Source organism: Pseudobacter ginsenosidimutans (assembly GCF_007970185.1).
Lineage (GTDB): Bacteria > Bacteroidota > Bacteroidia > Chitinophagales > Chitinophagaceae > Pseudobacter > Pseudobacter ginsenosidimutans.
Genome location: NZ_CP042431.1, coordinates 6968051 through 6983065, shown reverse-complemented (window position 1 = coordinate 6983065; position 15015 = coordinate 6968051). Strand labels below are relative to the sequence as shown.

At 44.5% G+C, this 15015-nt stretch carries 7 protein-coding genes; 5 read left to right on the top strand and 2 right to left on the bottom strand.

Features of this window, described 5'->3' with window-relative positions:
• The first annotated feature begins 13 nt into the window (after nucleotides 1-13).
• Both FSB84_RS27195 and FSB84_RS27190 read left to right on the top strand, forming a co-directional pair.
• On the top strand, nucleotides 14-1288 hold the full coding sequence (locus FSB84_RS27195) for a mandelate racemase/muconate lactonizing enzyme family protein (protein ID WP_130544126.1): 1275 nt from the start codon (nucleotides 14-16) through the stop codon (nucleotides 1286-1288).
• Nucleotides 1289-1343: 55 nt separating this feature from the next.
• Complete coding sequence (locus FSB84_RS27190) at nucleotides 1344-2339, top strand: SMP-30/gluconolactonase/LRE family protein (RefSeq protein ID WP_130544125.1); 996 nt, start codon at nucleotides 1344-1346, stop codon at nucleotides 2337-2339.
• Nucleotides 2340-2358: 19 nt separating this feature from the next.
• On the opposite strand, the gene FSB84_RS27185 is transcribed toward FSB84_RS27190, so the two are convergent.
• Both FSB84_RS27185 and FSB84_RS27180 read right to left on the bottom strand, forming a co-directional pair.
• Nucleotides 2359-3471: an alpha/beta hydrolase-fold protein gene (locus tag FSB84_RS27185; protein ID WP_130544124.1), complete on the bottom strand. Its 1113-nt coding sequence runs from the start codon at nucleotides 3469-3471 to the stop codon at nucleotides 2359-2361.
• Nucleotides 3472-3572: 101 nt separating this feature from the next.
• Entirely contained in the window at nucleotides 3573-7664 is a 4092-nt protein-coding gene (locus tag FSB84_RS27180; RefSeq protein ID WP_130544123.1) for a hybrid sensor histidine kinase/response regulator transcription factor, read from the bottom strand.
• Nucleotides 7665-7840: 176 nt separating this feature from the next.
• On the opposite strand from FSB84_RS27180, the gene xyl3A reads away from it, so the two are divergent.
• From xyl3A to FSB84_RS27165, 3 genes are read left to right on the top strand one after another with little or no spacing between them, the layout of a single operon-like run.
• Nucleotides 7841-10597 carry a xylan 1,4-beta-xylosidase gene (gene xyl3A, locus FSB84_RS27175; protein ID WP_225979900.1) on the top strand — a complete coding sequence of 919 codons (2757 nt, stop codon included), beginning with the start codon at nucleotides 7841-7843 and terminating at the stop codon, nucleotides 10595-10597.
• 36 nt (nucleotides 10598-10633) lie between these two features.
• On the top strand, nucleotides 10634-13054 hold the full coding sequence (locus tag FSB84_RS27170; RefSeq protein WP_130544122.1) for a glycoside hydrolase family 31 protein: 2421 nt from the start codon (nucleotides 10634-10636) through the stop codon (nucleotides 13052-13054).
• Nucleotides 13055-13081: 27 nt separating this feature from the next.
• Complete coding sequence (locus FSB84_RS27165; RefSeq protein WP_207234344.1) at nucleotides 13082-15013, top strand: glycoside hydrolase family 97 protein; 1932 nt, start codon at nucleotides 13082-13084, stop codon at nucleotides 15011-15013.
• The last annotated feature ends 2 nt before the right edge of the window (nucleotides 15014-15015 follow it).

Genomic DNA, 15015 nt, shown 5'->3' with positions numbered 1-15015 from the left:
ATAAATTATTACAATGTCAAAATCAAGAAGATCATTTATAGCAAAGGCTGCGGCAACAGCGGCTATCACGCCCTTTGCAGCATTGTCCTCTTTCGGAAATGGACTTACAGAAGCAATTGATAAAACACCCGGATCATCAGCTCCTTCTGATCTGAAGATCACCGATGTGAAATGTGGTTATTCCGGTGGCGGGCTGTTTATTAAGATCTCTACCAATCAGGATATTGTGGGATATGGTGAAGGAGTGGATGCTGTGGGTGGTACTTATCATTTGGTGCAAAGGCTGGGAAGGCAACTAATTGGAAGGAGCCCTTTGAATCCCAACCTGATCTTTGAACAATTCCGGAAAGGCGCCTTTTTTGGAGGGGGACAATCCGGCATGTACATAGCAGTATTGAGTGCTTTTGATGCTGCACTTTGGGATTTGTGCGGAAAGGCATTAGGCCTGCCCGTTTATCAGTTATTGGGCGGGAAATTTCGTGATAACATAAGAGTTTACTGCGACACGCAGTTGTATTCCGTTCGTAATCCCAAACCGGAGGAGTTTGCGAAAGTTGCACGGACCGCAGTTGACAAAGGCTATACTGCCATAAAATTTGATCTTGACGAAGTTAACGACCCCAACAAATATGACAGGTGGAACTGGACTGCAAGTCTTGCTGAAATAGAAAGGATGTACAATTCAATCGCCGCTGTTCGAAAAGAAGTAGGTCCGCATATCGATATCTGTTGTGATATGCACGGACGCTATGATGCGCCAACAGGAAGAAAGGTGGCGAAAGTGATGGAGCCGCTAAACCTGATGTGGTTGGAAGAACCTGTTCCCGCCGATAACGTGGATGTTTATAAAACAATCACACAAGAAACCAGCACTCCCATTTGTGGGGGAGAGAATTTTTATCTCACCTATGGTTTCACCCGCTTATTGTCAGAAGGAGCCGTAGATATCATCATGCCCGATCTTCAAAAATGTGGAGGACTTGGCGAGGGGCAAAGAATAGCAAGCCTGGCGAATGCCTATTATGTACCATTTTCGCCGCATATGGTTGGCTCTTTCCTTGGAGCCATGGCAGCGGCGCATGTTTGTGCTGCCGTACCTAATTTCCATATCCTCGAATGGCAAAGTCAGTTCGATACAGAGCAAAAATGGAAAGATATTGTTACGTATGATAAACCTTTTATCGAAAAAGGATTTCTTGCAGTATCAGATAAACCAGGCATTGGCGTTGACTTGAACCTGGAAGGCTTAAAGAAATATGCACATCCCGGCGTACCGTTTTTTGAGTAGCGCACTATTGAGCGATTAAGCTCATCCCGATTTTGATAATTTTCAAACATGGGGTATGAAAAAAATAACGATTCTCCATTTGTTGATTTTCCTGTTTTACTCAGTCTATGCACAGGAAAATAAAGCAGTTTCTGGCACTATCGACTTTATCTCTCCTGAATTATACAAGCTGATCAATAAAGAGGCAAAGGTTGAAGTCTTAGCAGAAGGATTTCAGTTTACTGAAGGCCCGGTGTGGGTGGAGAAAGACCAGATGCTTTTATTTTCCGATGTGCCAGGCAATACCATCTACAAATGGACAGCAGCAGTTGGTAAGGAACTTTACCTGCCACAGGCGGGCTATACTGATTCTGTAAAACGCGGCGGATTTATGGGACCTAATGGATTGATCATTTCCAATGATGGAAAATTGATGATTTGTCAGCATGGCGACAGAAGGATTGTTATGATGGATGCACCACTCAATGACCCGCAAGGGAAGTTCAGTACGGTAGCCGACCAGTACAATGGAAAAAGATTCAACAGCCCGAATGATCTGTGTTTTGCAGCAAATGGTGATTTGTATTTTACTGATCCGTGGTATGGTCTGGAAAAAGGCCCAAAGGATCCGGGAAGGGAAATAACTTATCAGGGTGTATATAAGTTGGATAGAACAGGGAGGGTCACGCTTCTCATTGATTCGATAGAAGCCCCCAATGGTATTGCCGTTTTTCCAGACGGCAATACGCTACTGGTATCCAATTCAGGCAATCGGAATAAAAGATGGTATGCTTATACCATTGCTCAAGATGGCTCACTAATCAACGAACGCATCTTTTATGATGCAAGCAATGAAAAGGAATCCGGCGGATGTGATGGTTTGAAGATAGATAGCCAGGGAAATGTATTTGCAACAGGGCCGGGTGGCATCTGGATATTCACCAAAACAGGAACACTGATCGGCAAAATAAAAATAAATGGATCGATCGTCGCCAACTGTGCCTTGACTCCGGATGGTAAAACAGTTTATCTCACTGCAACAAAATATTTGCTGAGAGTGAAAATGAGATGATAACAGAGTGCCTGCGCTATCATTTAAATAACAGTGGCGCCAGTTCACGCAGGCTGCGTCGCCAGGTCAGGAACTCATGTGCTGTATTTTCAGAAACATAGGATACTGCATTAAAGCCTGCTTCCTTAAGGGCAAGGGCTGCATTCTTAACACCATCCGGGCGTTCTTTGCTTCCACAACTCAGGAATATCAGTTTCACTTTTGATTTGTCTTTAATTTCAGCAGGTGTGTAGATGCCGCCGCTCAGTAATGCGTAGTAAGAAAATACATCCGGTTTATTGAGTGTGATAGTGTGCGTTTCCATGCCTCCCATGGAAAGGCCGGCCATTGCACGATGTGAAGATTTGGCAATAGTGCGAAAGTTTGCGTCGATATAGGGGATCAACTCATCAATAAGTACTGTTTGAAATGGCTCTATTTTAAAACTTCTGATCCCTCCAAATTTGACATCGTTGGTCATGCCATACGTCATTACAATTATGAATGCTTCGATTTTTCCTTCAGCGATCATATTGTCCATAATCAGGTTTGCGCGCCCCTGGTTACTCCAGGCAGTTTCATCCTCGCCCCATCCATGCTGGAGGTACAATACGGGATAATTCTTTTTTGATTTGCCATCGTATCCCGGCGGTGTATATACAAAGGCCCTGCGCGACGTATTGGTGCTGGGAGAAGGGAAGAGAACCTGTACCACATTTCCGTGCGGCACATTTTTCAGTGAATAGAAATCCTGGTCATGAGCAGGGATTTCTATCCCGCTTTCCCAACGAACAGAACCGTAATAGTTCAAAGCGCCCGGATCATTGAATTTTCCGCCATCGATCTTTATGTCATAATAATGAAAGCCTTCATCCATGGGGCCTTCTGTAGTACCCATCCAGGAAGAGTCGGGCATTTGTTTGAGGCGCGTTCCGCCTCTGCCGCCAAGCCCCAGGCTAACGCTTACACTATCTGCATGAGGAGCAATTATTTTGAAACGGGCATAGCCTTGTGAATTGACCTGTGGATATTCCTGTCCGGGCTGATTTAAAACAGAAGGCTTGAAATCTTCTATTATCTGAGTTGGGTTGGTTTGTGCAAAGCCCGTAATGCTTACCAGTGCAGCAGCGAAGGCAATTATCAGTGATTTCATAATGGCGTATTAATAAATGTCATTTGGACATTTATTAATAAATTTAAAACTAATTATTAATAATCACAAGTGTCCATCCAGGTTTTATTTTAGTTGGGAAGCTATTTCTTACTGTCTGCATTTACTTTTTTCATCTTCGCAATATATTCAGAAGGAAGCATGTTGAATTTTTCTTTGAAAGACCTTGTAAAATAATTGGGTGTTGTAAACCCAACCTCATAGGCGGTTTCAGAGATCGTCATATTTCGTTTTTCCATCAGGGAGACTGCCTTGTTGAGACGGAACGAACGGATGTACTCAACCGGCGTCTCTCCGGTCAGCTCAAGCAGCCTGGCATAAAGAGTGCCCCTGCTCATGCCGATCTGTTTGCTTAAGTTCTCAACGGATAATTGCGGATTGGTGAGGTTGTTCTCGATATAATTAACGATCTCTGTCAATAGTTTTGCATCCGGCGATTCCATTTCCAGTTCTGGCGTGGCAACGCTTATCTGCTTTGAATAAGTAGTTTTCATAGTATTCTTTAAATGCAACAGATTCCTGATCTTGGCATTTAACACTTCCAGGTTGAATGGCTTGGTGATATAATCATTAGCCCCTGTTTCAAGTCCTTTTAACTGCTGTTCCTGGCCTGTCATGGCAGTGAGCAGTATTACAGGGATATGGCAGGTCCTTTTATCAGATTTTAGTTTATTGACCAATTCGATTCCATCCATTTCAGGCATGCTGATATCAGTCAGGATCAGCTGCGGATGATTGGATAGCGTTTTTTGCCAGCCTTCCCTGCCATTGGTTGCTTCCAGTATTTTATAATGATTGCGGAGATTGTCTTTAAGATAGTATCTGAAATCATCATTGTCTTCAACCAGCAATAACGACAACTCATTGGAGTTGATATTGTCTTCCCGAACCAATGCAGGACCATTCACAGGTTCGTCCTCTGCGGGCAGTTCAGGTTGAGTTGTGGTTACCGCGGTTACTGTTTCATAAGCGCGTTTAAGCGGTATTTGAATGGTAAAGGAACATCCCTTTCCTGGTTCACTTTCAACGTGGATCTTACCATTGTGTAATTCAATGAACTCTTTAGTGATGGACAGCCCGATGCCAGATCCCTGGTTAAGAACTGAAGCACTGCTCTCATTCTGGAAAAAACGATCGAAGATCAACTCTTTCTTGTCTTCCGGGATACCAATACCAGTATCAGTTACATTGATCGATACCCAGGTGTATTCGGGATCATCAGCGCTTTCGGTCCTTTGCAGATCAACGGTGATATGTCCACCGGCTAAAGTGAATTTGAATGCATTGGACAATAAATTGAAAAATATCCTTTCCATTTTATCCCTGTCGAAATACGCGTCCAACCGGTCTATACAGGTTTTGAGGGTGAACTGGATATTTTTCCTTTCAGACATATCCCTGAATGAGTCTGTCACCTCCTTCAAAAATGAAATGAACTCACCCTTTGATAACTGGAGTTTCAATTCCTGTTCTTCCAGTTTTCTGAAGTCGAGCAATTGGTTGACGAGATTGAGCAGTCTTCTTGCATTCCGCCTTACCATATTTAGTTTCTCCTGTTTTTCAGGCCGGTCTTCTCCGTCTATCAATTGGTCTACTGGTCCCATGATCAGGGAAATGGGGGTGCGGAAATCATGACTAAGGTTGGTGAGGAATTTGAGTTTCATCTGTTCCAATTGTCTGACCCTCTCAATTTCCTGCTGTTCCTGCTCCTGTGCAAACTTCTTCCTTAATTTGGAAATACCTTTATGGCGGCTGTACAAAAGTGTTCCTCCAATGGCTAAAATGTAAAAGATGTAAGCATAGGTGGTTCGCCAGAAAGGGGGCTTGACAAACACTTTTATGATAGTGTCGTTCGTGCTCCAGATCCCGTCGTTATTAGCAGCTTTCACCCGGAATGTATACTCTCCCGGATCCAGGTTGGTATAGGAGGCCATGTTTCCGGAACCGATATAGTTCCAGTCTTTTTCGAAGCCATCCAGTTTATAGGCATACCGGTTCTGCCTGGGGATAGTATAATTCAGGGCAACAAAACTGAGGGCAAAATTTTGTTTGTAATTCAACCGTATTTCGCTGGCTGTGGAAATATGTTCTTTGATGGGAGCATCGTTGCCTGCCGGAACAGATTTATTGGATATTCTGAGATCGGTGAGAATAACCTGGGGTACATTCCGGTTCACCTTCAACTGATCCGGATAGAAATGATTGAAACCCTCCAGCCCACCAAAAAACAACTCACCATCTGAGAGCCGTAACCCTGCCGCACGTACGAAGTTCGAGTTCTGCAGTCCATTCATATGCGTGAAGTTCCAGAAGGTTTCAGAAGCTGTGTCTAGCCTGCTTATGCCGGTATTGGTAGATACCCAGAGTTTACCGGTACCATCTTCCACTATCTGATAGATCATGGCGTTTTGAAGGCCGTCCTTTTCTGAGTAAAGTTTGAACTGGTGCTTGTCCGGAATAAAAGCAGCCAGTCCGCTGAAAGTGCCGATCCACATTTTTCCATTTTTGTCGCGGTGAATGCTCTGTATTTTATTACTTGGCAAAAGGCTGTTCTCTTGTGTATATATTTCCCATTTGCCTGAAGCTGTCTCAAATATAGCAATCCCGCCACCATGCGTACCGATCCATATATTGCCTTCGGCATCTTCTTCGATTGCGCGTATATAGCCATTGATCGGCATGAGGCTTACGCCGTTTTGAGGCAGGGGAGAGTAGCGGGCAATCACGCGGGTGCCTTGTACAACAATGATCCCGCCTCCATTTGTGCCGATCCAGATATTCCCTTTACTGTCTTCAAACAAACAAAAGATATCGTTATTGGTAAGCGTATTCACTCCATCTCCTTTCACCAGCTGTGTGCATTCTCCTGTTCTCTGGTCCAGGATGATCAATCCCCTGGAATAAGTGCCAATATAAAGTTTATCGTTTGCGCTGCGCAGCAATGCGAGAATGGAAAGGGAATTCCCCTGAACATTTTTAAGTGAAAGATTTACCGGTTGCACCTGATCTTTTTTCCGGTTGAGCTCATAGAGGCCATTGCCGTCGGTGCCCAGCAAAACATTCCCATTCTTGTTTTCGGCAAGTGCGGTGATAACAGCTACATGGTCCCTGTTTTCCTGGAAACTGCTGTTCAGTGAAAGGTTGAAGAGGTTCAGGTTTTTATCGTACTTGCAAATACCTCCCTGATAGGTTCCCAGCCAGTAAATGCCTTGTTGATCGATGTATACGCAACGTACGCCTTTACTGCATAAGCTCTGATGATTTCGATAATCCTGGGTGAAAATGGAATAAGTAGCACTTTCAATATTGTAAACGTATAATCCATTGGAACAGCCTACCCACAAAAGACCCTGACCATCTGCTGCGATGCTGGTGATCTCGGAATTGTTCAGGATGGTACGGATAAATCCGGAGCCATCTGATTTCAGCTTGCATAATCCTGCTGCTGTACCTACCCAGATATTGCCCCATTTGTCCTCTGTTACTGCTCTTGTTCTATTATCCGTTAAACTGGCCGGATCTGTTTTTTTGTTTTCATATACTTTCAGGGAGTTTGTTTTGATATCATACAGTAAAAGGCCATTGTCTGAAGCGATCCACAACCGTTGTTTGCTGTCTGCATACACAGAGGTAAGAGTCGTTATTATAGGTTTGCCGTATGCGTCGTGTAATGTATGCTTAGATATCAACTGGGATTTCGGGTCCATTACGTATAGCCCTTCAAACTGTGCAATCCATATCTTACCCTGGTAATCGCTGCAAATACTCCTGATCACATCACTGCCTGTGAGTGTGTTGGTGCCGGATTGTACCGGGTAATGCAGGAAATGGTCTCTTTTCCGGTCGTACAGGCTGAGCCCACCGCCACTGGTGCCAATCCAGAGATTGCCTGAGCTGTCTTCATGCAATGCCAAAACTTCGTTGGTGCGTAAACTGGTGGAATCGCCAGGCAAATATCTGTACACAGTGAAATTAGTTCCATCAAATTTATTCAACCCGTCATCGGTACCGAACCACATGATCCCATACCTGTCTTTCAATATAGCGTTCACTGAGTTGGACAGGAGCCCGTCCCTGGTAGAGAGAGAGGTGAATCTTATATGCCCGGTTTGTGCCAGGGAGTTGGAGCAAAAGGCAAAAACAGAGCAAAAAAATATATAGATAATTTTTCGCATGTTGCAATCGTTTTGGTGTGGCTGGATTGTAGCGTAATGAACAAAATTGCTACAATCCTGAACAAATGGTCAATTTCCTCAATTATCGCTTTTTTATTTTTAATTTCATTTAATAAATGTACGAATGACATTTATTATTTCTCTATAAATTTTTGATTGCTTAAAACGCTGCTTCCATGTGGAATGATAACCTCTTGATTACAGGTAAGGAACAAACCAGAAAGGAACTGCTACCTGGTCCTTCCCGATACGCTTCATCAGTAGCCCGTGATCGTGTGCTGCATCCGCTAAAAATAAATCGAAAACAACTTAATTACAATAATGTGATCATTAAATTAACTGTCGCCGGTTTGGCGGTGGTGGCGGTGATTTTTTCTCCAGGCCTGAGTTTTGCGCAGCAGCATCCCTGGCAGAACTCCCATCTGCGGTCAGAGGAAAGAGCAAAGGATCTGATATCGGGATTGACGCTCGAAGAGAAAGTATCCCTGCTATTTGATCAGTCACCCGCTATACCCCGGCTGGGCATAAAGAAATTCAACTGGTGGAGCGAAGCATTGCATGGACTGGCGAACAATGATAATGTTACTGTTTTTCCTGAACCTATTGGCATGGCAGCATCTTTCAATGATTCGCTGGCGTACGAGGTATTTAACGCTACCTCAGATGAAGTACGTGCAAAATATCATGAAGCCATCAGAAATGGAAAGGAGAACCGGCGATTCCTCAGTCTTTCAGTCTGGACTCCCAATATCAATATTTTCCGGGATCCCCGCTGGGGCCGTGGCCAGGAAACCTATGGAGAAGATCCTTACCTGACTTCCCGGATGGGCATTGCGGTAGTAAAAGGGTTACAGGGGCCTGCTGATGCCAGATACAGGAAATTACTTGCCTGCGCCAAACATTTTGCCGTGCACTCGGGCCCCGAGTGGAGCAGGCATACCCTGAACCTATTTCAGGTGAAACCCCGGGACTTGCATGAAACATACCTGCCGGCATTTAAATCATTGGTGATGGATGCTGATGTGCGACAGGTGATGTGTGCATATCAGCGGTTGGATGATGAGCCTTGTTGCGGCAACAATCGGCTTTTGCAAACTATTCTTCGACAGGACTGGGGCTTTAAGCATATTGTGGTATCTGATTGTGGTGCCATCACCGATTTTTATACCAGCCATAAAGTGTCTTCTGATGCTACCCATGCTGCTGCAAAAGGCGTTTTGGCCGGAACGGATGTGGAATGTGTGTGGGAGGGCTATGCTTATAAGAATCTTCCTGATGCTGTTTCACGGGGATTGATAAACGAAGAAGAGATCGATAAGAGCCTTCTGCGTGTTTTGACCGGACGCTTTGAGCTCGGTGATATGGATCAGGACGATCTGGTACCCTGGGCAGGGATACCCATGTCTGTAGTGAATAACCCGCAGCATAGGGAGATAGCGTTGCAGATGGCCCGCGAATCCATGACCCTGCTGCAAAATAAAAATGAGGCACTTCCATTGCAAAGATCTGCAAAAAAGATCGCTGTCATCGGACCCAATGCAGACAATGATCCGATGCTTTGGGGTAATTACAATGGCAAGCCTGTCAGAACGATCAATATCCTTGACGGCATCCGCTCCAAAATGCCTGGAAACAGTGTGTTGTATGATAAAGCCTGTGACCTGGTTGAAAATAAAGTGACACAAAGTTTTTTTACGCATTGTTCATTGACTGATAAAAAAGGTTTCAAAGCAACGTACTGGAATAACCGAAATATGGAGGGTGGGTCTGTCATAACCGAACAGATTACGCATCCGTTGAAACTCACTACAGCAGGTCAGCATGAATTTGCTTCCGGAGTTCAGCTTGAGAATTTTTCCGCTTTGTATGAAACAGAATTCGTAGCGCCAGCCACCGAAGAAATAATTTTTAAATGCGGAGCTACCGGATCCATGAAGATCTATGTGAACGGAACGCTGATCACATCCACCAACAATTGGCGAACATTATTGTCGAGGTTCCCTTTCAAAGTTGAAAAAGATAAAAAATATAAAATAGAAATACAGTACGCACAGTTGAACAACTGGCAGGCTGATCTGGAGTTTGATTTTGGCAGGGAAGTGGATATCGATTTTGACGGCCTGATCAGTAAGCTCAAAGGCATAGAAACCGTAGTGTTTGTTGGCGGTCTTTCCACTTTACTGGAAGGGGAGGAAATGCCGGTTTCTTACCCGGGATTCAAAGGTGGTGATCGAACTGATATTCAATTACCCGAAGTTCAACGAAATTGCCTGAAAGCATTGAAGGCCGCGGGTAAGCAAGTGATCTTTATTAATTGTTCCGGTTCCGCCATCGGGTTGGTGCATGAAACTCAAAGCTGCGATGCTATCCTGCAGGCCTGGTATGGTGGGGAATCGGGCGGACAGGCAGTTGCAGACGTATTGTTCGGTGATTACAATCCTTCAGGAAAATTGCCGGTCACCTTCTATAAAGACAGTACACAATTGGCGGATTTTGAAGATTATTCCATGAAAGGCAGAACCTATCGTTTTATGTCTGATCCTCTTTTCCAGTTTGGATTTGGATTGAGTTATACCAGGTTCCTGGTGGGAAATGCAACCATCAGTAAGGCAGAGGTCGGCAGGGAAGAAAGTATTGGGATGTTCATCCCTGTTAGTAATACAGGTAAGCGGAACGGTACAGAAATTATTCAGGTGTATGTACGGAAAGTAGGAGATAGTGATGGCCCGCTGAAAACATTGCGGGGATTTAAGAGAGTGCCGGTTGCCGCAGGGAAAACTGTAACCGCCATGATCACAATTCCTTCCTCAGCATTTGAATTCTTTGACGAGGTAAAGGGAAAAATGGCTGTAATGCCCGGAGATTATGAATTGTTGTATGGCACCAGTTCGGCTGATAAGGATCTGAAGAAGGCAGGAGTCCGGATCCGGTAATAAAGGCAGAAGTATAAAATGATAAAACAATCTAAAATGAAATTAAGACCAGCCTTTGCATTGATAGCGATCCTGTTCTCCTTCATTGTCTCAAAGGCCCAAAGCTGGCAATCAACTGACTATGGTATCAGAACATCCGTTGCGGATCAGACCATCGAAATTCAGTTTTACAGCCACTCAGTAGTAAGAGTAATTAAGTTACCGGCTGGAAAAAAATTTGATAAAGAAAGTCTGTCAGTAACCGGGACGCCTCAAAAAACTGTAATGACAGTAAAAAAGGAAGGGCAATTCCTGAATATCAGAAACGCGAAAATTCGTGTACAGTTAAACCTGAGCTCCGGGGCGATTTCCTACTATACCAGAGAAGGAGCTCCGCTGCTGAAGGAGAAAGATGAAGGGGCCGTATTTACTCCGTTTGATGATGCAGGTAATGGTACTTTCAACGTTCAGCAGTCCTTCGTCCTCGACAGTGATGAAGCGATCTATGGTTTAGGGCAGCAGCAGCGTGGTAAGATGATCCAACGAAATCTCAGGTTGCATATGGTTCAGGGCAATACTGATGATTATATTCCATTTTTCCAATCGGTAAAAGGATACGGGTTGTTCTGGGACAATTATTCGCCTACACAATTTGCTGATAATCCGGACAGCACTTTTTTCAGATCAGAAGTGGGAGATGGTATCGAATATTATTTTATGTACGGAGGCAATGCTGATGGGGTGATCTCCTGTATGCGTGAACTTACAGGACAAGCACCCATGTTTCCTTTATGGACATTCGGTTTCTGGCAAAGCAAAGAGAGGTATAAAAGTCAGGATGAATTGGTGGGCGTGGTAAAGAAGTATCGTGAACTCGGCGTTCCCCTGGATGGCATTATTCAGGACTGGCAATACTGGGGTAATAATTATCTCTGGAATGCCATGGAATTCCTTAACCCTGAATTTTACGATCCTAAAAAGATGGTGAATGATGTTCATAACCAGAATGCACATATGATCATTTCCATCTGGAACTCTTTTGGCCCTCACACGAAGCAATACAATGAACTGGAAAAAATTGGGGCTCTGATGGATTTCAGAACATGGCCTGAATCCGGTTCTGAAAAATGGCCGCCCAATCAGGATTATCCATCCGGTGTGAAAGTTTATGATCCATATCATCCGGCAGCACGCGATATCTATTGGAAATACCTCAATGCCGGGCTCTTTTCCATTGGCATCGATGGTTGGTGGATGGATTCATCTGAGCCTGATCATTTACAAGCCAAACCCTCTGATCTTAACAACAAGACCTTTCTGGGATCTTTCCGGAAAGTCCGCAACGCATTTCCATTGATGACCGTAGGAGGAGTATACCAGCATCAGCGGGCCCTGTCTTCCGGTAAGCGCGTATTTATCCTTACCCGTTCTGCATTTGCAGGTCAGCAACGGTATGGGGCCAATACCTGGTCGGGAGATGTGTTCGCTTCCTGGAATACATTGAGAAACCAGATATCGGCAGGACTGAATTTTTCGCTTTGCGGCATCCCTTACTGGAACAGTGATATCGGCGGATTCTTCCTGAACGCGTATCCGGGTAAACTGAAAGATCCTGAATACAGGGAGTTGTATGTGCGATGGTTGGAGTTTGGTACTTTCTGCCCAATGATGCGATCTCACGGAGCTGATGCTCCCCGCGAAATCTATCAGTTTGGTAATAAAGGAGACAAAGCGTTTGATGCCATCCACAAATTCATCAAACTGCGTTATAGTTTATTGCCATACATCTATTCCTCCTCATGGGATGTAACGGCTAACAACTCAAGCATGATGCGCGCCCTGGTAATGGATTTTGCCAGGGATAAGAATGCACTCGATATCAATGATCAGTTTATGTTCGGAAAATCATTACTGATAAGCCCGGTTACACGGCCAATGTATGTGAAAAAAACTGTTATTGGAAAGGATAGCCTGATGGTGGAAGATTTCAATACAATCAAGACGAAAGAAACCTATTTGCCTGCAGGCTGCTACTGGTATGATCTCTGGACCAATGAAAGATTTTCAGGCGGAAAGAAAGTAATTAAGGAAACACCCATCGATATCATACCGGTGTATGTTAGGTCAGGTAGCATCCTGCCAATTGGGCCTTCCGTTCAATACGCGGAAGAAAAGAAATGGGATGATCTTGAAATTCGGATTTATCCGGGAACCGACGGAAAATTTGCGCTGTATGAAGATGAGAACGACAATTACAATTATGAGAAAGGGATCCATTCTACCATTGATCTCAATTGGGATGACAGGAAAAAGACCTTCACTATCGGCGACAGGAATGGTTCTTTTCCCGGAATGCCTGAGATAAGAATATTCAGGTTGGTGCTGATGGATCGATCCCCAATGAGTGAAAATGAGCTGACCACAAAAGCAGGGAAAAGAATAGAATATTCAGGTAAGAAATTATCAGTAAAATTATAAGTGGTGAATTATTCTAAACATAATATTGTGGAGAGGATCTCCTTAGCTTTTCTGGTTATCGTACTAAATATACAGTCAGTTTTTGCTCAACAGGTAAAGCTGCAGTCTCCCAATGGAAAAGTAGTGGTTGGTGTTTACAACGGACAGGCTACCGGGAATAGCGGATGGTATCTTACTGTATCCTATTATGATCAGGGAAAAATTACTGAAGCGGTTCCACGGATAGATCTGGGTTTGGTGCGAAGTGATCAGGAATTTTCAAAAGAGATGCAGTTTGTCAAGGCCGGAAAGCCAGTTCTCATCAATGAGCAATACAACGCAGTGCATGGTAAAAGATCGGCTTGCAACAATACTGCCAACGAAGTAATCCTGTTTTTCGCAAACCAGGGAAAGGCAAGGATCAATTTGATCATCCGTGCCTATAACGACGGATTTGCCTTCAGATATGAATTCCCGGAAAAGATCGGAACCTTTCAGATAAAGGAAGAACTAACGGCTTATACTATCCCAATGAAAACTTTGCGCTGGATGGAAAAATGGAATCCGGCGAATGAGGGATACTATGCTGCCATGAGCGGAGACAAGGTTAAGAAGCAGGAATGGTGCTACCCTGCGCTTTTCATGACAAGCGACAGCTCATGCTGGTTCCTTTTGCATGAAGCGGATCTGGACCGCAACTACTGCGGTACAAAGCTCAGCAACTCCATCGATAGTTCGAAATATAAGCTTTCGTTCCCTGATGCCGGAGATGGGAGAGGGCAGGGATCAAGAACTCCTTCCATCACACTTCCCTGGAGATCACCGTGGCGGGTAGGGATCATGGGGAGCTTACAGGATGTAGTTGCGTCAACCCTGGTTGATGATGTATCTGCTCCGTCTGTCATAAAGAACACGGACTGGATCAAACCCGGCCTGGTATCATGGAATTATTGGTCAGACAATCACGGTACCCGGGATTATAAAACAGTTTGTGCTTTTGCAGACCTGGCGGCCAGGATGAACTGGCCATATACATTACTCGATTGGGAATGGGATGTAATGCGTAATGGCGGCAATGTTGAAGATGCTGCAAAATATATTCTATCCAAAGGTGTGAAGCCGCTCATCTGGTACAACTCGGGAGGCGACCATACCTGGGTCTCTTCAACGCCGAAAGACAGAATGCTGACGCATGAAAACCGTGTGGCGGAGTTTACCAAATTGAAGAAGTTGGGATTTGCGGGTATTAAAGTTGACTTCTTCGAAAGTGAAAAACAGGATATGATAAAATATTACCTGGATATCCTGGAAGATGCGGCGCAGTTCAATTTGATGGTCTACTTCCATGGCTGTATCGTGCCGCGTGGATGGGCGCGTACTTACCCCAACCTGATGACATATGAGGCCGTTCGGGGTGCAGAATGGTATAACAATGGTCCTGATTTTACCACGGCAGCTCCTGAGCATAATTGTATACTGCCCTTTACACGGAATGTTGTAGGCGCCATGGATTATACACCAGTTACGTTCACCAATTCGCAATTCCCGCATATCACTTCCTGTGGTCATGAATTGGCGCTGGGAGTATTGTTTGAATCAGGACTGCAGCATTTGGCAGACAGGCCGGAAGGGTATTATTCATTGCCGGATGCAGCAAGATCATTCCTCAAACAATTACCGGCAGCCTGGGATGACACAAATTTGCTGAGTGGATTTCCGGGAAAGGATGTTGTTATCGCACGCCGTAAAGCGGATGCCTGGTTTATTGGTGGTATCAATGCAGAATCAAGAGAAAAGAAAAATAAGATAAGCTTTGATTTCTTGACACCTGGCGTACAGTACAAACTCACATTGATTGCTGATGGAAGCCACGATAAAGAGCTTTCCACCAGCTACCAGGTGGTGGATAGCGCCTCTTCCATTGATCTGAAACTGCTGCGCAGAGGCGGATTTGCTGCCTGCGTATATCCGTTGAAGTGAGA

Bases quoted from the DNA above. Each gene is read 5' to 3' on its own strand.
- FSB84_RS27170 (WP_130544122.1), top strand. From the start codon at position 10,634: ATGAAATTAAGACCAGCCTTTGCATTGATAGCGATCCTGTTCTCCTTC.
- FSB84_RS27195 (WP_130544126.1), top strand. From the start codon at position 14: ATGTCAAAATCAAGAAGATCATTTATAGCAAAGGCTGCGGCAACAGCG.
- FSB84_RS27190 (WP_130544125.1), top strand. From the start codon at position 1,344: ATGAAAAAAATAACGATTCTCCATTTGTTGATTTTCCTGTTTTACTCA.
- FSB84_RS27185 (WP_130544124.1), bottom strand. From the start codon at position 3,471: ATGAAATCACTGATAATTGCCTTCGCTGCTGCACTGGTAAGCATTACG.
- FSB84_RS27180 (WP_130544123.1), bottom strand. From the start codon at position 7,664: ATGCGAAAAATTATCTATATATTTTTTTGCTCTGTTTTTGCCTTTTGC.
- xyl3A (WP_225979900.1), top strand. From the start codon at position 7,841: ATGTGGAATGATAACCTCTTGATTACAGGTAAGGAACAAACCAGAAAG.